The organism is Actinomadura sp. 6K520 (assembly GCF_004349245.1).
GTDB lineage: Bacteria > Actinomycetota > Actinomycetes > Streptosporangiales > Streptosporangiaceae > Spirillospora.
The window spans coordinates 1-19,681 of sequence record NZ_SMLC01000137.1; the positions used below are offsets into that span (position 1 = coordinate 1).

The 19,681-nt window shown below is 71.8% G+C and carries 16 protein-coding genes; 3 read left to right on the forward strand and 13 right to left on the reverse strand.

Annotated features, from left to right (window positions below; all coding sequences use genetic code 11):
• The 5 genes from E1289_RS27855 to E1289_RS27875 form a co-directional block, all read right to left on the reverse strand.
• The coding region (locus tag E1289_RS27855; protein ID WP_131985340.1) for a heavy metal-binding domain-containing protein at window positions 1-368 on the reverse strand (368 nt) is incomplete at its 3' end.
• A 150-nt stretch (window positions 369-518) separates the two neighbouring features.
• Entirely contained in the window at window positions 519-1,664 is a 1,146-nt protein-coding gene (gene rpoD / locus E1289_RS27860) for an RNA polymerase sigma factor RpoD (RefSeq protein WP_131985358.1), read from the reverse strand.
• Window positions 1,665-1,735: 71 nt separating this feature from the next.
• The gene (gene dnaG, locus E1289_RS27865; RefSeq protein ID WP_131985342.1) at window positions 1,736-3,664 is read right to left on the reverse strand and encodes a DNA primase; all 1,929 of its coding nucleotides are present in this window, start codon (window positions 3,662-3,664) and stop codon (window positions 1,736-1,738) included.
• A gap of 150 nt (window positions 3,665-3,814) precedes the next feature.
• On the reverse strand, window positions 3,815-4,450 hold the full coding sequence (locus E1289_RS27870; protein ID WP_207929181.1) for a Rid family hydrolase: 636 nt from the start codon (window positions 4,448-4,450) through the stop codon (window positions 3,815-3,817).
• A 13-nt stretch (window positions 4,451-4,463) separates the two neighbouring features.
• A complete protein-coding gene (locus E1289_RS27875) occupies window positions 4,464-6,071 on the reverse strand; it encodes an FAD-dependent oxidoreductase (RefSeq protein WP_243713198.1) in 1,608 nt (535 codons plus the stop codon).
• Window positions 6,072-6,339: 268 nt separating this feature from the next.
• On the opposite strand from E1289_RS27875, the gene E1289_RS27880 reads away from it, so the two are divergent.
• Window positions 6,340-7,611: an ABC transporter ATP-binding protein gene (locus E1289_RS27880; protein WP_131985345.1), complete on the forward strand. Its 1,272-nt coding sequence runs from the start codon at window positions 6,340-6,342 to the stop codon at window positions 7,609-7,611.
• A 26-nt stretch (window positions 7,612-7,637) separates the two neighbouring features.
• Here the strand turns inward: E1289_RS27880 and E1289_RS27885 are convergent, their stop codons facing one another.
• The gene (locus E1289_RS27885) at window positions 7,638-8,042 is read right to left on the reverse strand and encodes a MerR family transcriptional regulator (protein WP_131985347.1); all 405 of its coding nucleotides are present in this window, start codon (window positions 8,040-8,042) and stop codon (window positions 7,638-7,640) included.
• A 147-nt stretch (window positions 8,043-8,189) separates the two neighbouring features.
• On the opposite strand from E1289_RS27885, the gene E1289_RS27890 reads away from it, so the two are divergent.
• Window positions 8,190-9,062: an LLM class F420-dependent oxidoreductase gene (locus tag E1289_RS27890; protein ID WP_131985349.1), complete on the forward strand. Its 873-nt coding sequence runs from the start codon at window positions 8,190-8,192 to the stop codon at window positions 9,060-9,062.
• A 10-nt stretch (window positions 9,063-9,072) separates the two neighbouring features.
• Here the strand turns inward: E1289_RS27890 and E1289_RS27895 are convergent, their stop codons facing one another.
• From E1289_RS27895 to ppdK, 6 genes are all read right to left on the reverse strand, one after another.
• Window positions 9,073-9,525, reverse strand: coding sequence for a GtrA family protein (locus E1289_RS27895; RefSeq protein ID WP_131985364.1), 453 nt, complete (start codon window positions 9,523-9,525; stop codon window positions 9,073-9,075).
• A 65-nt stretch (window positions 9,526-9,590) separates the two neighbouring features.
• Window positions 9,591-10,886 carry an MFS transporter gene (locus E1289_RS27900; protein ID WP_243713199.1) on the reverse strand — a complete coding sequence of 432 codons (1,296 nt, stop codon included), beginning with the start codon at window positions 10,884-10,886 and terminating at the stop codon, window positions 9,591-9,593.
• A 43-nt stretch (window positions 10,887-10,929) separates the two neighbouring features.
• Window positions 10,930-12,156 (reverse strand): FAD-dependent oxidoreductase, encoded by a 1,227-nt coding sequence (locus E1289_RS27905; RefSeq protein ID WP_207929182.1) that lies wholly within the window; start codon window positions 12,154-12,156, stop codon window positions 10,930-10,932.
• A 124-nt stretch (window positions 12,157-12,280) separates the two neighbouring features.
• A complete protein-coding gene (locus tag E1289_RS27910; protein WP_131985353.1) occupies window positions 12,281-13,564 on the reverse strand; it encodes a deoxyguanosinetriphosphate triphosphohydrolase in 1,284 nt (427 codons plus the stop codon).
• Between the two features lie 61 nt (window positions 13,565-13,625).
• Window positions 13,626-14,405, reverse strand: a complete 780-nt coding sequence (locus tag E1289_RS27915; protein ID WP_131985354.1) for a YdcF family protein — start codon at window positions 14,403-14,405, stop codon at window positions 13,626-13,628.
• Window positions 14,406-14,510: 105 nt separating this feature from the next.
• Window positions 14,511-17,210, reverse strand: a complete 2,700-nt coding sequence (ppdK, locus tag E1289_RS27920) for a pyruvate, phosphate dikinase (protein ID WP_131985356.1) — start codon at window positions 17,208-17,210, stop codon at window positions 14,511-14,513.
• A 328-nt stretch (window positions 17,211-17,538) separates the two neighbouring features.
• On the opposite strand from ppdK, the gene E1289_RS27925 reads away from it, so the two are divergent.
• Window positions 17,539-19,425, forward strand: coding sequence for a glycoside hydrolase family 15 protein (locus E1289_RS27925; RefSeq protein WP_243713200.1), 1,887 nt, complete (start codon window positions 17,539-17,541; stop codon window positions 19,423-19,425).
• Window positions 19,426-19,478: 53 nt separating this feature from the next.
• Here the strand turns inward: E1289_RS27925 and E1289_RS39170 are convergent.
• On the reverse strand, window positions 19,479-19,681 hold a 203-nt coding region (locus E1289_RS39170), incomplete at its 5' end, for a hypothetical protein (RefSeq protein WP_207929183.1).

The window sequence follows — 19,681 nt, forward strand, 5'->3', positions numbered from 1 at the left end:
GGCTGGGGCTGCTGCTGGGGTTGCGGCTGGTGCTGGTCGCGTCGCTGGGCCGGCTCGGCCCAGACGGCCGTGCCGTAGGCGCAGACCTCCAGGCCGCCGCCCACCGCGGCGGTGTCGAAGCGCATGCCGACCACCGTGTTCGCGCCCTTGCGGCGCGCCTCCTCGCCCAGCCGGTCCACCGCCTCGCGGCGGGCGGCGGCGAGGCCGGCCGCCGGCCGCTCGCCGGTCACCCGGAAGGTGGCGCTGCTCCCCCCTGGCCCGGGCTGCGGCGCCCCGCCCTGGCCGGACTGGACGGCCGTCCCGATGACCTCCCCGAGGACGCTCCTGATCTCGTACCCCGCCACGCCGTCAGTCGTCACGATCAGCATGGGCTCAACGGTAGATGACGGTCCGCGCGAATGCGTCACAATACCGACACAAGGGGCAGACCTCCGGGTCACCCGTGACCCGGGTCACCCGTGACCGCCCTCCCGGGGAGGAGAGCGGTCACGGCCCGTCAGGTGTCAGCCGGGCGGGCGTCAGTCGAGGTACTCCCGCAGCATCTGCGCGCGGGACGGGTGCCGCAGCTTCGCCAGGGTCTTCGCCTCGATCTGGCGGATCCGTTCCCTCGTCACGCCGAACTCCCTGCCGACCTCCTCCAGTGTGCGCGGATGGCCGTCGGTCAGGCCGAAGCGCAGTTGGATGATGCGCTGCTCCCGTTCCGACAGCGTGCCCAGGATGTCCTCCAGCTGGTCCTGCAGCAGGATGAACGCCGCGGCCTCGATCGGCACCACGGCGTCCGCGTCCTCGATGAAGTCGCCGAGATCGGAGTCCTCCTCGCCGATCGGCGACTGCAGCGACACCGGTTCCTGTGCTATCCGCTGGATCTCGATGACCCGGACGGGCGACAGGCCCATCTCCAGGCCGATCTCCTCGGGGGTGGGTTCACGGCCGAAATCCTGGTGCATCTGCCGCTGCACCCGGACCAGCTTGTTGATGGTCTCGACCATGTGCACCGGGATCCGGATGGTCCTGGCCTGGTCGGCGATCGCCCGGGTGATGGCCTGCCGGATCCACCAGGTCGCGTAGGTCGAGAACTTGAACCCCTTGGTGTAGTCGAACTTCTCGACCGCACGGATGAGTCCGAGATTTCCCTCCTGAATCAGGTCGAGGAAGAGCATTCCCCGTCCCACGTACCGTTTCGCGATCGAGACCACCAGCCGGAGGTTGGCCTCGATCAGCCGTTGCTTCGCCCGCGCACCCTCGCGGGAGAGCTGTTCGAGGTCGAGCAGCTCGCCGCGGGCGAGGACGGCGGTGCTCGCCATCTTCTCCTCGGCGAACAGTCCCGCCTCGATCGATTTCGCGAGTTCTACTTCATCTTCTGCCGTGAGCAGCGGTACGCGACCGATCTCTCTCAGGTAGATCCGAACCAGGTCGCTCGTCGGCGCCCGCTTGCCGAGGTCACCCTCGTCCACTCGCGTGACGTCCTCGGTCTCCTGCTGAGACTCAAGGACCTCCACCCCCTGCTCTGCGAGCATCCGCACGACCCGCTCCAGCGAGTCGTCCGGCAAGTCCGAGCGATCGAGCGCGGCGGCGACGTCCTCGACGGTCACACCACCGCGTTCTCTGCCACGTGCGACAAGGTCCGCCACCTGATCAACCGATGGCGCCTCGCTTGGCAGCACCGAAGGGCCCACGCAGACAGTCTGCGTCAAAGGGGGCCTAGATCACAGGACCTATTTTGCGGTCTCTTCACTTACTGTGATCCAAGCCCTCGCTCCCGCAACACCCGTCTCTGCTGCTCAAGCGCGACAAGATCGCCGAACAGCCGGGTGTGCTCCGCGGGCGCCTCGACCGGATTCAGCCGCCCGAGTTTAGATTTCACATCGGCGATCATGCGTGTGAGCTGCCGCTCCTGTATTCGGGCGAGCAACTCGGTGGCATAACGGTCGTCCGATACCTGGGAGGAGCGGACCGGTTCCACCCCGAGCCTGGTGATCAGGTCCTTGACCTGCTCGTTCGGGGCCCGTTCGAGGAGGTGGGCGATCCATTCGGAGACGCCGCCCGCGGCCGCGACGCCGCCCGCCTCCGCGATGACCGCGCGCACCGCGGTGTGCGGCGGGGCGATGAACGCATCGGCCGGGACCTCGTCGAACACCGGCCCGAGCAGCGCCGGGCACTGCACGGCCAGTTTCAGCAGCTCCCGCTCGCGCTGGACCTCGGGGTCGTTCGGGTCGAACGCGGGACGGGCGGGCGCGGCCCCGGCCTGGCCGCCCCGGCCGTTGCCCGCGCGGTCATGTCCCGCGCGACCGTTTCCGGCCCGGCCGTTTCCCGGCTGCGGGCGCCCGTGCCGGCGGGCCGCCAGCTCCCGGACGCGGCGCAGCACGAACTGCTCGTCCATGATACCGAGCCAGCGGTCCAGGTTGACGGCGTACATGTGCCGGCGCGACCGGTCCTTGATGGCGGCGACCACCGGGGCCGCCGCGTCCAGCGCGCTCAGCCGTCCCTCGACGGTGTCGAGGTCGTGCTGCTCGATCGCGCTGCGCACGGCGAACTCGAACAGCGGCAGCCGGGCGGCCACCAGGTCGCGCACCGCCGCGTCGCCGTGCCGGATCCGCAGGTCGCAGGGGTCGAGCCCGTCGGGCTGGATGGCCACGAACGTCTGCGAGACGAACTTCTGCTCGTCGTCGAACGCGCGCAGCGCGGCCTTCCGCCCGGCGGCGTCGCCGTCGAAGGTGAAGATCACCTCGCCGCGGAACTCGTCCTGGTCCATCAGCAGGCGGCGCAGCACCTTGATGTGGTCGTCGCCGAACGCCGTCCCGCACGTCGCGATCGCCGTCGGGACGCCCGCCAGATGGCAGGCCATCACGTCGGTGTAGCCCTCGACCACCACGGCCTGCCGCCGCCGCGCGATCTCCTTCTTCGCCAGGTCGGCCCCGTACAGCACCGACCCCTTGTGGAAGAGCGGGGACTCGGGGGTGTTCAGGTACTTGGGGCCGTCGTCGTCCTCGTAGAGCCGGCGGGCGCCGAACCCGATGACGTCGCCGCTCAGATCGCGGATCGGCCACATCAGGCGGCCGCGGAACCGGTCCATCGGGCCGCGGCGCCCCTCCTTGGCCAGCCCGCCGGCGACGATGTCGCGGTCGGCGAAGCCGCGCCCGCGCAGGTGCCTGACCAGGCCCTCCCACTCGCGGGGCGCGAAGCCCACGCCGAAGCGGGCGGCGTCGGCGGCCTCGAAGCCGCGTTCCGACAGGAACGTGCGGGCGATCGCGCCCTCGGGGGAGTTCAGGTGCTCGATGTAGAACTCGGCGGCGGCCCGGTGCGCCTCGATCAGCCGGGCGCGCTGCCCGCCGTCCTGCCGGGGGCCGCGCCCGCCGCCCTCCTCGTAGCGCAGCTGGACGCCCGCCTGCGCCGCGAGCCGCTCCACCGCATCGGAGAACGACAGGTGCTCGATCTCCTGGACGAACCGGATGACGTCGCCCCCGGCCTCGCAGCCGAAGCAGAAGTACAGGCCGCGGGAGGGCGTCACGTTGAACGACGGCGACTTCTCGTCGTGGAACGGGCACAGGCCCTTGAGGTTGTCACCGCCGGCGTTGCGAAGCTGCAGGTACTCGCCGATCACGTCGGCGATGGACGAGCGCTCCCGCACCAGCGCGATGTCCTCGTTGCGAATCCGGCCTGCCACGATCAGGAGTCTACGGCCGGGGGACGACGTCCACAGCATCCTGGACGGAACGGGCGGCCCGCGCACGGCGCGGGCGCCGAAGGGGCGGCGCCCCGCGGTCCGGTTCGGTCCGGACCGCGGGGCGCCTTCCGTAGGCCAGAGCCCGTGCCGTCATCGGTAGGCGGCGACCACCTCGACCTCGACCAGCCAGCCCGCGACCGGGAGGTTCGCGACCTCCAGCGCGACCCGGGAGGGCCGCGCACGGTTGGCGTACATCGGGTCGGCGGGCGGCGCGGTGCCCAGCGGGACCTTGACGACCTTGTGGGTCGTCAGGTCGACGTTGGCGTAGAACTGGCGGTAGGCGCGGTTCCACCCGGCGAAGTCCGCCGAGTCCTCGCCGGGCGGGTTGGCCAGGTAGACGCGCATCGAGATCACGTCCCGGGGCGTGAGCCCCACCGCTTCCAGGTTGGCGCCGAGCTGTTCGAGCGCGTTGAGCCCCTGCGCTTCGGTGACGGTGACGCCCGGCGGCAGGTTTCCCCCCGGAAAGCCGATGTAGCGTTCCGGCGTCCCCGCGGGCGCGGAGGTGTTGCTTCCGGCCGGACCGGTGCCGCTGGCCGTGTAGGTGGTGACGCCGTGGCCGACGCCGACCCCGTTCGCGATCATGGGGTTGCCCTGGCCCGCCGGCAGGGCGACCCGGACCTCCCAGGGCTTCGGCTTGGTGCCCCTGGGAGACGCCGAGGCGCCTCCGGTCAGGCCCGCGAGCGTCACCAGCGCGACGCCTCCGATGATGAACTTCTTCCTGCGCACGGTTCGTCTCCTCTCAGGACTTCAGGACGCGCTGGTGGAGCTCGGTCACGACCTTGCGGGCCGACTCGAACGCCCCGTGCTGCCAGGCGATCTCGTAGCTGAGCCAGTCGCCGCAGAAGTAGACGTTGCCCTGCGGCTCGTTGAGCAGCCGGTACTCGGCGCCGCGGTCGGGCCAGCCGATCCAGCCGCCCTCGATGTGCTCCTGCCTGATCCAGGCGATCGACGCCGAGGCGGCGACGTCCCGGCGGTACTTGTCGCCGTGGATCTTCGCGCCCTGGTCGAGGGCGCGCCCGAGCCGCTGCGCGTGGGTCATCCGGGCGTAGCCGTCGGCGGCGGAACCGAAGTTGTAGTAGCCGATGACCAGCCCGCGCCGGCCGTGGTAGCCGTACGACGGGTACCAGATGGTGGCCAGATCGAGGTCGGTGTTGGTGATACCGCCGTAGATGTTCTCGTCCCGCTCCCACCAGCGGCCGCGGTACTCGATGCCGATCTTGCCGGTGGAGGCGGGCACCGGGGTGCGCAGCGCGGCCTGGACGTCCGCGCCGAGGTTGTGCGGAATCCCGGCGAGGACGTGCGGGGGCGGTGTGGCGATCACGTAGTCGGCCTCGGCCGCCCTGGCCTTGCGGTTCATGACGTACTCGACCCGGACCCCGCCCGCCCTGTCGGTGATCCTGGTCACCTTCGCGCCGGTCCTGATCCGGTCCTTCCCGACCGCCTTGGCGAGCGCCGCGGGGATGGCGTCCATGCCGCCGACCGGCTGGAACATCAGCATCGCCTGGCTGTAGCCGAACTCGAAGGAAAAGGACCGGCCGACCCCGCTTGCGAGGACGTCCGACAGCGACGGCGGCGGGCCCAGCACGGTGCCTTCCTGGGAGCCCGCACCTGGGTCGACGGTGTAGCCGCGCCGGCCGCCGCCGGTGTAGGCGTATCCGGCGGACTTGGGGCCGATGGCGCCGAAGCCCGAAAGGAACGACAGCAGCCGCTCCTTGTCCTCGCCGGTGAGCCGCTGATCCAGCGCGCCCTGGTCGGTGGCCTTGGCCAGCAGCTCGGATATGTAGCCGTGGACGTCCGCCTTGGCGGTGCGCCATTTGACCGGCGCCCGCATTCCCGCGGACTCGTTGTAGATCAGCGCCTCGGCGTTGGAGTTGGTGAACACCTCCAGCGGGACGCCCAGTTCGCGGCAGTAGTCCATGGTGGTCATCCACTGCGCGATGCGCGCGGGACCGGCGTTCATGTACTGGCCCCGGCTGAAGCCGACCCGCTGCGCGGCACCGCCCGTCTCGGCCAGCCGGTCGCCGCCGCGCAGGGTCAGGTTGCGACCGCCCACCCGGTCCTGGGCCTCCAGGATCGTGCAGTCGTACCCTGCCTTGCCCAGCTCGTACGCCGCGGCCAGTCCCGCCACTCCGGCGCCGAGGATCAGCACCCTGGCGGCTCCGCGGCCGCGCAAACGGAAGTCGGAAGGCTGCGGCGGCCGGAAGGGCGCCTTGGTCGCGGCCTCCGCCGACGGCGCCAGCCCGAGCGCTCCCATGGTGGCGAACATCGCGCCCGCCCCACCGGCCGCCCCTACCCGGGTGAGGAACGACCGGCGGTCGACCCCGTTCGTCTGTTCCCTTGTCGACAAGGGACACCTCCAAGATCTCGACAACGGGGAGTCTTGGAGCGTTCCGTTTTCACCGCGGGTCGGACCTGTAACCAGGCGGTTGCCAAATGATCACCGGCGAGGCCGGGGAGCGCGGAGCGCCGTAGCCGCCGCGGTGACCGAAATCCGCCGTTCGATGGCCGGACTCGGCCGGATCACCCACGGGTAAGACCGGATTCACTATGGACAAGCCGGACCGCCGCGCGATGTGATGACGAACCGAGATTTTGCTCACCCCCAGGCGGACCCGATGACGGATGTTGTGCTCGACGGAGTCGAGAAGGTGTATCCGGGTGGCCAGGTCGCCGTCCGGAACGTCCGTCTGCGGATCAACGCGGGCGAGCTGTTCGTCCTGCTCGGGCCGTCGGGCTGCGGCAAGTCCACCATCCTGCGGATGATCGCCGGCCTGGAGGAGATCACCACCGGCGACCTCTGGCTGAACGGGTCCGTCGCCAACGACCTGCCGCCGCGCGAGCGGAACGTGGCAATGGTGTTCCAGGAGGGTGCCCTCTACCCGCACCGCACGGTCAAGGGCAACATGATGTTCCCGCTGGAGGTGTCGGGCGACGACCGCGCCGAGGCCGGCGCCAAGGTCGTCGAGCTGGCGCGCGCCCTCGGCATCAACTCCATGATCGACCGGCTGCCGGGCACGCTGTCGGGCGGGCAGCGGCAGCGCGCGGCCATCGGGCGGGCGCTGATCCGCGAGCCGCAGCTGTTCCTGATGGACGAGCCGCTGTCGAGCCTCGACGCGGGGCTGCGCACCGAACTGCGGATCGAGATCGCCGGGCTGGTGCGCTCCACCGGCACCACCACCGTCTACGTCACCCACGACCAGGTCGAGGCCATGACGATGGCCGACCGGATGGCGGTGCTGCGCGACGGCGTCCTGGAGGACGTCGGCACCCCCGAGAAGATCTACGAGGACCCGGCCACGGCGTTCGTGGCCGCGTTCCTCAGCTCGCCGCCGATCAACCTGCTGCACGCCACGCTGTGGGCCGTCGAGGGCGAGGGGCTGCTGCTCGACTTCGGTTCGCAGCGGCTGAGCGTCCCGTGGCACGACCCCCGCGCGGCTTCGCTGATCAGCCAGCACGGCCGGTCCGTGATCGTCGGCATCCGGCCGGACACGCTGCTGCCGATCGCGCCGGGCTCCCCCGCGCCGCACGGCACCGTCCTGTCCGGCCAGGTCCGCGAGCTGGAGTTCCACGGGCACGAGTGGCTCGCCTACGCCGAGGCGGGTATCCCCACCGTGGACGCGACGGAGGTGGGACGGCCGCCGCCGCCCGAGCGGCGCGAGACGTGGCGGCCGGGCCTGCGCGACCGGCTGCGGGACATGCTGGGCCGGCCGTCCCCCGCGGAGCCGGCCGAGGAGCACGCCGGCCACCACCGCCGCACCGACCTGGTGTTCCGCATACCGCCCGGCAGCCGCCCGAACCGCGGTGAGCACTACGCGCTGCGGGTCGACCTGAACCGGGTCCTGTTCTTCGACGCCGACGGCCGCCGCGTCACGCCCGTCCAGCGGTAGGGCCCCCGGGGGGCGGGAACCGCCACTCAGGCGGGAAGGCCCTCGCCGACCTCGGTGACATCGCGGGGCTCGCCGACCTCGCCGCTGTAGAGGCGGATCTTCCACTGGATCTGCGCCTGCTGCTCGCGCAGCCTCGCGATCTGCTCCTCCACCCGGTGGTCGTGGTCCTGCAGCAGTTCGAGCCGCTCGCGGACCGTCTCGTCCCCGCCACGGGCCAGCTCGGAGTACCGCAGCATCTCGGCGATCGGCATGCCCGTCTCGCGCAGGCAGCGCAGCATCCCGAGCCACTGCAGGTCTCCGTCGCTGAACACGCGCCTGCCCGACGCGTTCCGCGCGATGCCGGGCAGCAGCCCGATCTTCTCGTAGTAGCGCAGCGTGTCGATGCTGAAGCCGCTCTTCTCGGCGGTCTCGCCCGGAGAGTAGGAACTCACGCCCTCAGGATTTCACCTGGAGTGCGCTCCAGGTCAACGCCCGCCGCCGGGCGCCACATTTGACCTGGAGCGCGCTCCAGCCCGCAGAGTGGGGACCCGCCGGCGCATCCCCGGTGTATTCGCGACCGAAAAGGAGAGGGACCCGTCATGCGCGTTGGTCTCCAGATTCCCAGTTTCACCTTCCCCGGCGGACCGGAGCAGATCGGCCCCGCCTTCGACACCGTCGTCCGGCAGGCCGACCAGGCGGGACTGCATTCGCTGTGGGTGATGGACCACTTCTTCCAGATCGGCGGGGTGGGCGCCCCGGACGAGCCGATGCTGGAGGGCTACTCGGCGCTCGCGTACGCGGCCGCGCTGACCGAGCGGATCACGCTCGGCACGATGGTCACCGGCGTGACGTACCGCCATCCAGGCGTCCTGGTCAAGACCGTGACCACGCTGGACGTGCTGTCCGGCGGCCGCGCCTGGCTGGGCATCGGCGCGGCCTGGAACGACGAGGAGTCGCGGGGGCTCGGCATCGGGTTCCCGCCGACGGCGGAGCGGTTCGAGCGGCTGGAGGAGACGCTGCGGATCGCCCATCGGATGTGGAAGGGCGACGACTCCCCGTTCGAGGGCCGCCACTACACGCTGGAGCGGCCGCTGAACTCGCCGCCCGCGCTGCGGACGCCGCATCCCCCGATCCTGATCGGCGGCGGCGGGGAGAAGAAGACGCTGCGGCTCGTCGCCGAGTACGCCGACGCCTGCAACCTGTTCGACGGCCCGGAGCTGCCGCGCAAGCTGGACGTGCTGCGCGAGCACTGCGCGCGCCAGGGACGCGACTACGCCGAGATCGAGAAGACCGCGCTGGGCCGTTTCGAGGGCGGTACGCCGTCCGTGGCCGAGGCCGTGGAGACGATCGGGCGGCTCGCCGAGAGCGGCATCGACCACGCGATCTTCTCGCAGTACACCGGCCAGGACCTGGCGGGCGTGCTCGGCGAGGCACTGGCGCAGACCGAGGCGATCGTCCCGGCGGGACGGTGAGCCCGCGCGTTCACGCGACGGCGGGGGTGAACACCCACTTCTTGTACGACCAGTAGCGGAACGCGGCACCGAACGCGACACCCGCCACCAGGCTGGCGTTGTAGGCGACTCCGCCGTGCAGCCCGAGCGTGTAGTACGTGAAGCCGGTGCACACCACCTGGATGAGCAGGCCGACGCCGTTCAGCCCGAAGAAGATCGCGACCTCGCGGCCGGAGCCGTCGCTGTCGCGGTGGCGGAACACCCAGAACCGGTTGAGCAGGTACGAGGCCAGCGTGGAGAGCACGGTGGGGATGGCGACGCTCGTGACGGGACTGCCGCCGAGCCAGGCGCGCATCACGTTGGCGCCGACGAACATGATCAGCGTGCCGACGACCCCCACGAAACCGAAGCTGAGCAGCTCGCTCAGGAACCTCCGGTACGGCGGGGCGGCTTCGACCGTTCTGACCGGTCTGGACCGCTGCATGGTGCTCACTCGCCCAGACCTTACCTGAGTAGGACATATGCGAATGTCACAACCCGGCCAAAAGATCAACACGGTGCCGTTCCGCGGTCCGCGGGCGCGGCGGCCGTGGCGGTCGCCGGGGCCAGCACCACGATGAGACCGACGAGCCCGACGGGCACGGCCAGCGCCCACCCGAGCCCCACGCCCTGCGCGACGAACCCGATGACCGGCGGGCCGCCGAGCAGCCCGAGGTAGCCGACCCCGGTGACGCGGGAGATCCCGGCCGCGGCGGGGACGCCGGGGACGTTCCCGGCCGCGCTGAACGTGACGGGTGCCACGACGGCGACACCGAGGCCGAACACCGTGCAGCCCGCCACGGCCGCGAGCGGGTGACCGGCGGCGAGCCCCGCCCCGAGGCCGAGCGCGGCGGCCAGCGACCCCGCCCGCAGCACCGGGACGGGCCCGAAGCGCGCGACCACCCGGTCGCCGGCGAACCGGCCGGCGGTCATCGCGATCGCGCATCCCGCGTAGCCGAGGCCCGCGAAGCCCGGCCCGGTGCCGAGGTGTTCGCGCAGGTAGACCGCGCTCCAGTCGGCCATGGCGCCCTCGCCCACGAACGAGCAGAGCCCGATGATCCCCAGCAGGGCCAGCAGCCACCGGGAGGACGGCCCGGCGGAGGCGCGCCCGGGTCCGTCCGGGACGGGGTCCGCCGGAGCGGGCTCGGCCGGAGGCGGGCCGCCGGAGGCGGGGACGGGGTCGTCCGGCGGATACGGCCGCGGCTCCGGGAGGTCGTCGGCGGACCGGTCCAGCAGCCCGCGGCAGCCGATCGCCGTCAGCCCGGCGAGCGCCACGGCCGCGGCCGACAGGTGCAGCGGGACGGGGACACCGGCGTAGGCGACCCCCGAGCCGATCAGCGCCGCCACGAGCGTCCCGATGCTGTACCAGCCGTGCAGGCCGGACATGAGCGGCCGCCCGTAGCCCCGCTCGACGGCCACCCCCTGGGCGTTCATCGCCACGTCCATCAGGCCGAGCGAGGCCCCGAGCAGCAGGAGGGAGACGATCAGCGCGCCGAGGTTCCAGGCGAGGCCGAGCGGGATCAGCGACACCGCGCCGGCGATCCCGGCGGCGATCGTCGTGGCCCGGCTGCCCCGGGCCGCGATGATCCGTCCCGCGAACCGCACGGCGAGCACGACACCGACGGGTGCGCCCAGCAGGGCGACGCCCATCGAGCCCTCGCTCAGCCCGAGGTGCTCCTTGATCTGCGGGATGCGGACCACCCAGGCGGCGGCGAGCAGGCCGTGCGCGGTGAACGCGAGCGTGACCGCCGGCCGCGCCCGGCCGAACACCGCGAACCCCTCCGCCGTGATCTTGTCCGTGGCCACCCGCAGACTTTACGCGGCCCGCCGACCGGGCGGTAGCGAGCTTTCAGGCCAGGCTCGCCAGGGGCACGCCGGGGTCGGCGAGCCGGCCGGTGTCCACCCGGGTCCCGGAGCGGATCAGCGCCTGGACGTCCCCGGTGACGTCCCACACGTTGACGTTCATCCCGGCGACGACCCGGCCGCCGGACAGCCAGAACGCGACGAACTCCCGGGCCCCCGGGTCACCGCGGTACACCACCTCGTCGTACTCCCCCGGCGACGCGACGCCCGACATCTCCATGCCGAGGTCGTACTGGTCGCTGAAGAAGTACGGGATCTGGTCGTAGACGACGTCCTGGCCGAGCATCGCGCGGGCGGCGGCCGGCCCGCCGTTCAGCGCGTTCGCCCAGTGCTCCACGCGCACCCGGCGGCCGAGGAGCGGGTTGTAGGCGTTGGCGACGTCCCCGGCCGCGAAGATGTCGGGGTCGGAGGTGCGCAGCGACTGGTCGACGAGGACGCCGTCGGAGACCTCCAGCCCCGCCTCCTCGGCGAGGCCGGTGTTGGGCCGCACGCCGATGCCGACGATCACGACGTCCGCGGGCACCTCGGCGCCGCCGGAGGTCACCACCGCCGACACCTGCCCGGCGCCCCAGAACCCGGCGACGCCCTGGTCGAGCCGCAGGTCGACGCCGTGCTCGCGGTGCAGGTCGCCGAACATCCCGCCGAGTTCGGGCCCCATGGCGGTGTGCAGCGGCGCCGGCTCCGGCTCGATCATCGTCACATCGTTGCCGTGGGCGCGGGCGGCGGCCGCGGTCTCCAGCCCGATCCAGCCCGCCCCGGCCACCACGACCCGGCGCCCGCCGTGCGCGATGGCCTGCTTCAGCGCCGCCGAGTCGGCCATCGTCCGCAGGTAGTGGATGCCCTGCAGCTTGGAGCCCGGGACGTCGAGCCGCCGCGGGGACGCCCCGGTCGCCAGCAGCAGCCGCGTGTACCGGATCGGCTCCCTGGTGGACAGCCGCACCTCGTGCGCGTCCCGGTCGACGGCGGCGACGGAGGCGCCCACCCGCAGTTCGACGTCGTGCTTGTCGTACCAGTCCGCCTCGTGGACGTGGGCCTTCTCCCGGGGCTCCTTGTCCAGCAGGAAGCCCTTGGAGAGCGGCGGCCGCTCGTACGGGCGCTCGATCTCGTCCCCGATCAGCAGCAGCCTGCCCGTGAAACCCTCCTCGCGAAGCGTCTCCGCCGCCTTGGCACCCGCCAGGCCGGCGCCGGCGATGACGAACGTCTCCTCGGGCATGGCGACCTCCTGTAGTTGACCTGTAGCCATCCCTACAGCGCGGCCTGGGGCGAGACAAGGGTCGCCGTCGGGTGGGTCGCGGCATATTCCGCCCGACGCTCCATCCGGAATCGGGGCGGAGCGGTCAGGAACGGCCTTGCAGCAGGCGGTGCCGTGCCATCGCGGACAGGTCGGTCAGCGAGGCGATCTGGTCGATGGCCGCGCGGAGCCGGCCCGCGTCGTCGCCGGCCCCCTCGAACGCGGCGCGGAACCCGGGTTCCAGGGTGCCGGGCGCGCCGGCGAGCATCATCTCGGCCAGCTCGGTGATCAGCGTCCGCTGCCGGGCCCGGACCTCCTCGTGGCTGATCCACACGTAGTGCGCGGTGATGCCCTTGAGCAGGGCGTTCTCCAGCCACTGCGCGCGCGGGACGATCAGCTCGGCCGCGTACCGGGTCAGCGGGCGGGCGCCGTAGGCGTCCCGGGTGGCGGTCTCGGCGGCCACGCAGAACCGCCCGATCAGGGTGCTGGTGAGGTTCTTGAGGGCGGCCAGGCTGCGCGGCGTGCCGTCGTAGCGGTCGGGCCAGTACGGCTCGGCGAGCAGCTCGGTGAAGCGTTCCTCCAGCTCGGCGAGGTCGGCATCGGGGCAGTACAGCTTGGTCGCGGTCGCGGCGACGAGGCGCCGCTCGGCCGGGTCGGCGAGGCGGGCGAAGTCGATGTGCCCGGCGACGAGCGCGTCCTCCAGGTCGTGGACGGAGTAGGCGACGTCGTCGCTCCAGTCCATGACCTGGGCCTCGAAGCACGTCCGGCCGGGGTCGACGCCCTCGCGGACCCAGTGCGCGACGTCCGCGTCGTCGTCGTAGACGCCGAATTTCCCGTTGACCGCCTCCGCCTGCGTCCACGGGTACTTCATCGACGCGTCCAGCGCGGCGCGGGTCAGGTTGAGGCCGACGCTGCGCCCGTGCAGGGGCGGGCCGTCCGCCGCGAACGACTTCGGCTCCAGCCGCGTCAGGACGCGCAGGCTCTGCGCGTTGCCCTCGAAGCCGCCGCAGTCGCGGGCGACGAGGTCGAGGGCGGCCTCGCCGTTGTGCCCGAACGGCGGGTGCCCGATGTCGTGGGCCAGGCACGCCGTCTCGACCAGGTCGGGGTCGCAGCCGAGGGACTTGCCCAGCTCGCGGCCCACCTGGGCGCACTCCAGCGAATGGGTCAGCCGGGTGCGCAGGCTCTGCACGGTGTCGGCGCCGGCGTCCGCGCCGGGCGAGGCGACCTGCGTCTTGGCCGCCAGCCGCCGCAGTGCCGCGCTGTGCAGGACGCGGGCGCGGTCGCGTTCGAACGCGGTCCGGTCGCGGCGCTTGGCGGGCTCGGGGGCCCAGCGCTGCCTGTCGCGGGCGGAGTAGCGGCCGGGGCCGCCGTCGATGGGGTTGCTCGTCATGTCCCTATCCAGGGTAGGCGGGCGCGATGACGTTCCGTTGACCTTGGGGCCGGCCGGAGTGTCAGCGGCTCGGCGAAGGATCCGGCGGCGGCGCGGACGGGTCGATGTTGATGCGCCTGATGGTCTCGTCCGGCACCTGCACGCTCTTGCCCACCAGGACGTACGACAGGTAGGCGCCGGTCTCCCGGACGATGTAGTCGAACTGGGTCTCGCGGGTCTGCACGCTGGGGCCGCTGCGGGTCGGCGAGGCGGCCGCCTCGATGCCGTGGTCCGCGGCCATCTTCTTCGACCGCAGCCCGTGCCACGGATCGGTGACGATCACCGCGGACGACCAGCCGCGCCGGTCGAACTCCGCGCCGACGGCCAGCATGCTGCCGAGCGTGTCCCGCCCGGCGGGCACCGCGACGACCCGGCCGGCCGGCACCCCGCCCTCCTCGATCAGCCAGCTGCGGCCGGAGCCCGCCTCGGTGTAGTTGTCGCCGGGGGCCTTACCGCCGACGGTGACGATGGCGGGCGCCACGCCCTCGCGGTAGAGGTCGAGGGCGTGCTGGAGCCGCCACCGCAGCGTCGGGGACGGCCGGCCGTTGTACTGCGCGGCGCCGAGGACGATGATCGCGTCGGAGCGGGGCCGCTCGTCCTGGCGGGCCTGGTGCCAGATGCGCGTCCCGACGGTGAGCGGCGTCAGCACCGCGATCAGCAGCAGCCCGAGGACGACGCCCGCCGGGATCGTGATCCAGGGCGACCGCCGGCGCCGTCCGCGCCGTCCGCGCGGCCGCTCGCCGGACTCGTCCTGCCCGTGGTCGTCGTCCTGGGGTTCCGGCACTTCGGTTTCCAACGTCATCGCTTCCGACACGTTAGTTAGATGGTGCGCCGGGCGGGCGAAGTTCACAGGTTGGGCGGCCGGTCTCCCGCGGGCGGAAAGCGGGAGACCGGGCCGCCCGGGCGGTCAGCGGCTGTCACTCCCCCCGGCCGCCGCGTCCGCCGCGATCGCGGCGCGGCCGGCCTCCAGCCGGGCGACGGGGACGCGGAACGGCGAGCAGGACACGTAGTCGAGCCCGACCTCGTGGCAGAAGTGCACCGAGTCGGGGTCGCCGCCGTGCTCGCCGCAGATGCCGAGCTTGAGGCCCGGCCGCGCCTTGCGGCCCTCCTCGGCGGCGATGCGGACGAGCCGCCCGACGCCGTCCCGGTCGAGGGTCTCGAACGGCGACACCCCGAAGATCCCGAGCTCCAGGTACCGGCCGAAGAACGCCGCCTCGACGTCGTCGCGGGAGAAGCCCCAGGTGGTCTGGGTGAGGTCGTTGGTGCCGAAGGAGAAGAACTCCGCCGCCTCGGCGATCTGCCCGGCGGTCAGCGCGGCCCTCGGCAGCTCGATCATGGTGCCGATCAGCGCCGGGACGTCGACGCCGGTGGACTCCCGCACCCGGTCCAGGATCGTACGGGCCTCGTCGCGGACGGCCTCCAGCTCCTGGACGGCACCGACGAGCGGGATCATGATCTCCGGACGCGGGTCGCCGCCGGCGCGGCGCCGCGCCGCCGCGGCCTCGGCGATGGCGCGGACCTGCATGCCGAACAGCCCCGGAATCGCCAAACCGAGCCGCACGCCGCGCAGGCCGAGCATAGGGTTCTGCTCGTGCAGTCGGTTGACCGCCTCGAGCAGTCTCCGGTCCTTCTCGTCGGCGCCGTCGCCGGCGAGCGCGACCCTGACCGACAGCTCCGTGAGGTCGGGGAGGAATTCGTGCAGCGGCGGGTCGATCAGCCGGATCGTCACCGGCAGACCGTCCATGGCCTTGAAGATGCCCTCGAAGTCGCTCTTCTGCAGCGGTTCCAGGGCGTCCAGCGCGGCCTGCCGCTCCGTGGCGTCCGCCGCCAGCACGAGCTCCTCGATGAGCTGCCGCCGGTCGCCGAGGAACATGTGCTCGGTGCGGCACAGCCCGATCCCGGCGGCGCCGAAGCGGCGCGCCCGCGCCGAGTCCCCGGGGGTGTCGGAGTTCGCGCGGACCTTCATCGCGGCGCGCGCGTCGGCGTGCCGCATGATGCGGTCGACGGCCTTGACGAGGTCGCCGCCGTCCTCGGGAGTCAGCTCGCCCTCGAAGTAGCGGACGACGGGCGAGTCCTCGACGGGCGCCTCGCCGAGGTACACGTCCCCGGACGTCCCGTCGATGGAGATCACGTCCCCCTCCCGCACGGTCACGCCGCCGGGGGCGGTGAAATGCCCGTTCTTGACGTCGACGTCCAGCTCCTCGGCGCCGCAGACGCAGGTCTTGCCCATGCCGCGGGCGACGACGGCGGCGTGCGAGGTCTTGCCGCCGCGGGACGTCAGGACGCCCTTCGCCGCGACCATCCCGGCGAGGTCGTCGGGGTTGGTCTCGCGGCGGACGAGGATCACGTCCTCCCCCGTCCCGGCGAGCTCCGCGGCCCGCTCGGAGCTGAACACGACCTTGCCGACGGCCGCGCCCGGCGAGGCGTTCATGCCCTTCGTGAGCTTCCGGACACCGTCCACCCGGTCGGCGAAGCGGGGGAACATGAGCTGGGCGAGCTGGTCTCCGGTGACGCGGCGGGCGGCCTCGTCCACGTCGATGAGCCCCTGGTCGAGGAGCTGGCAGGCGATGCGGAACGCCGCGGCGGCGGTCCGCTTGCCGACCCGGGTCTGCAGCATCCACAGCTTCCCGCGCTCGATCGTGAACTCGATGTCGCACATGTCGCGGTAGTGGTTCTCCAGCGTCTCCATGATCTCGAGAAGCCGGTCGTAGGACGCCTTGTCGATGCGCTCCAGGTCCTTCAGCGGCACGGTGTTGCGGATGCCTGCGACGACGTCCTCACCCTGGGCGTTCTGCAGGTAGTCGCCGTAGACGCCCTGCTGGCCGGACGCGGGGTCGCGGGTGAACGCGACGCCGGTCCCGGAGTCCATGCCCAGGTTGCCGAACACCATCGAGCAGATGTTCACGGCGGTGCCGAGGTCGACGGGGATGCGCTCCTGGCGGCGGTACAGGATGGCGCGGGGCGCGTTCCAAGAGCCGAACACCGCCTCGACGGCGAGGTCCATCTGCTCGCGCGGGTCGGTCGGGAACTCCCGCCCGGCCTGCTCCCGGACGATCGTCTTGAAGCGCTCGACCAGCTTCCTGAAGTCGTCCGCGGTGAGGTCGACGTCGTTGTCGCTGCCGCGGGCGCGCTTGACGTCCTCGACGGCGTCCTCGAACAGGTCGCCGTCGATGTCCAGGACGGTCTTGCCGAACATCTGGATCAGCCGGCGGTAGGAGTCCCATGCGAACCGCTCATCGCCCGCCTGCTCGGCCAGCCCGTGCACGGACTCGTCGTTCAGCCCGACGTTGAGCACGGTCTCCATCATGCCCGGCATGCTGAACTTGGCGCCGGAGCGCACGCTGACCAGGAGCGGGTCGTCGCTCTGGCCGAGCTTCTTGCCCATCGCGGACTCGAGGGCGGCCAGGTGCTCGTTCACCTCGTCCGCCAGCCCCTCGGGCAGGTTCCCGTGCTCGAGGTAGTGCCGGCAGGCCTCCGCGGTGATCGTGAACCCGGGAGGGACGGGCAGTCCGAGGTTGGTCATCTCGGCCAGGTTGGCGCCCTTGCCGCCCAGCAGATCTTTGAGGTCCTTGTTTCCCTCAGTGAAGTCGTACACGAACTTCGGCACGGGGAGCTCCTTCTCGCTCCGATTCCACCCAGCGGCAGTACCGGTCCCGCCCCGGCGGGGACGCGGCATCGCGTTCCCGCAGGCGGCGGCGGGTCCGCTGCCCTGTTTGCCGGGACTGTACCCGCGATGTCCGGTCTTCCTCGGCGCCCGGTGCGAGAAGGGGCGTACTCCCAGGTCAGAGGCCGGATAGTGGTCTATTCCAATGGGGAGCCCAGGGAGACGGCGGTCCGCCCGGGGCACCCGGCGCGGACCTGACGTCCGGGCGGACCCGGCACCATCGACGTACCCGTTCCAGGGAGAGGGAATGATGGATCAAGGAGGTGAGGTTGTGAGGCCTAAGGTCGCCGGCGGCCGGGCGGGAGATCCGTTCGCCCCCATAGCCGATTTCGGGTTCCTGTCCGACTGCGAGACGACCGCCCTGGTCGCGCCCAGTGGCAACATCGAGTGGATGTGCCTGCCGAGGATGGACTCGCCCAGCGTGTTCGGGTCCCTCCTGGACCGCGACGCGGGCTACTTCCGGGTCGGCCCGGCGGGCGTGGAGGTGCCCGCAGCGCAGCGCTACATCCCCGGCACCATGGTGATGGAGACCACCTGGTGGGTGCACGGGGGCTGGCTGGTCGTGACGGACGCGCTGCTGATGGGCCCGTGGCACCACGAAACGGAACGGTCCCACACGCACCGCAGGGCCCCGACGGACTACGACGCCGACCACGTCCTCCTGCGGATGGTGCGGTGCGTCAACGGCCAGGTCCAGGTCCGGCTCGACTGCATGCCGGTGTTCGACTACGGCCAGACGCCCGCCCGCTGGGAGCACACCGGCGCCGGGTACCACGAGGCCCTGGCGCGCGGCAACGGCGTCGGGCTGCGGCTCACCACCGACATGAACGTCGGGTTCGAGGGGTCGCTCGCCACGTCCCGCACGCTGCTGAAGCAGGGCGAGTCCCGGTTCGTCGCGCTGTCGTGGAGCGAGCACGCGGCCCCCTCGTCCTACGAGGAGGCCCACGAGCGGCTGGTCTGGACCGTCCACCACTGGCAGCACTGGCTGGACCGGGGCCGCTTCCCCGACCACCCGTGGCGCAGCCACCTGCAGCGCAGCGCGCTGACGCTCAAGGGCCTGACGTTCGCGCCCTCGGGCGCGGTGGCGGCCGCGGCGACGACGTCGCTGCCGGAGGCGCCGGGCGGCGACCGGAACTGGGACTACCGCTACACCTGGATCCGCGACTCCACGATGGCGCTGTGGGCCTTCTACACGCTCGGCTACGACTGGGAGGCCAACGACTTCTTCTACTTCATCACCGACGTCGCCGAGGCCGCCGAGGGCAAGCTGCAGATCATGTACGGCCTGGACGGGCGGGGGGAGCTGCCCGAGTCCACGCTGGACCACCTCACCGGCTACGACAACGCCCGTCCCGTCCGGATCGGCAACGAGGCGTACATGCAGGCGCAGCACGACGTGTGGGGCGCGATCATCGGCTCCATCTACCTGTTCGTGCGCAAGCGGGACCGGCTCGACGACCGGCTGTGGAAGATCATCATCAAGCAGGTGGAGGACGCCCTCGCCACCTGGCGGACCCCCGACTGCGGCATGTGGGAGGTGCGCGGCGAGCCGCAGCACTTCACCTCGTCCAAGATCTTCTGCTGGGTCGCGGCCGACCGCGGCGCCCGGCTCGCCCGCGTCCGCGGCGACCAGGACCGGGCGCGGCGCTGGCAGGCCGCCGCCGACGAGATCCACGCCGACGTGCTGGCGAACGCGCTGGACGAGCGCGGCGTCTTCACCGCGCACTACGGCGCGACGGCCCTGGACGCCTCCGCGCTGCTGATCCCCCTGCTCGGCTTCCTGCCCGCCGACGACAAGCGCGTCCGCGAGACCGTCCTCGCCATCGCCGACGAGCTGTCGGAGGACGACCTCGTCCTGCGCTACCGCGCCACCGAGACCGACGACGGGTTCGACTCGGAGGAAGGCACCTTCACGATCTGCTCGTTCTGGCTGGTCAGCGCCCTGGTGATGATCGGGGAGCTGGAGCGGGCGCGGGCGCTGTGCGAGAAGCTGCTGTCCTACGCCAGCCCGCTGCAGCTGTACGCCGAGGAGATCGATCCGCACAGCGGCCGCCACCTGGGCAACTTCCCGCAGGCGTTCACCCATCTCGCGTTGATCAACGCGGTCATGCAGGTGATCAGGGCGGAGAACGGCGAAGCCCAGGGCCCCCTGGTCTGACTCCCCCGTCGCCGTGGCCGGGCCTCGCCCGGCCACGGACCGGGTCCCGCGCATTACAACCCGGCGACAACTGTCGGAAATGCCTCATAAGTTGAAATTTCCGACCTACCGTGCGGCTGTGAGTACGCCACAACGCCCGTCCCGTCCGGATCGGCAACGAGGCGTACATGCAGGCGCAGCACGACGTGTGGGGCGCGATCATCGGCTCCATCTACCTGTTCGTGCGCAAGCGGGACCGGCTCGACGACCGGCTGTG

Bases quoted from the DNA above. Each gene is read 5' to 3' on its own strand.
- E1289_RS27905 (WP_207929182.1), bottom strand. From the start codon at position 12,156: ATGCCCGAGGAGACGTTCGTCATCGCCGGCGCCGGCCTGGCGGGTGCC.
- E1289_RS27910 (WP_131985353.1), bottom strand. From the start codon at position 13,564: ATGACGAGCAACCCCATCGACGGCGGCCCCGGCCGCTACTCCGCCCGC.
- E1289_RS27890 (WP_131985349.1), top strand. From the start codon at position 8,190: ATGCGCGTTGGTCTCCAGATTCCCAGTTTCACCTTCCCCGGCGGACCG.
- E1289_RS27895 (WP_131985364.1), bottom strand. From the start codon at position 9,525: ATGCAGCGGTCCAGACCGGTCAGAACGGTCGAAGCCGCCCCGCCGTAC.
- E1289_RS27880 (WP_131985345.1), top strand. From the start codon at position 6,340: ATGACGGATGTTGTGCTCGACGGAGTCGAGAAGGTGTATCCGGGTGGC.
- E1289_RS27915 (WP_131985354.1), bottom strand. From the start codon at position 14,405: ATGACGTTGGAAACCGAAGTGCCGGAACCCCAGGACGACGACCACGGG.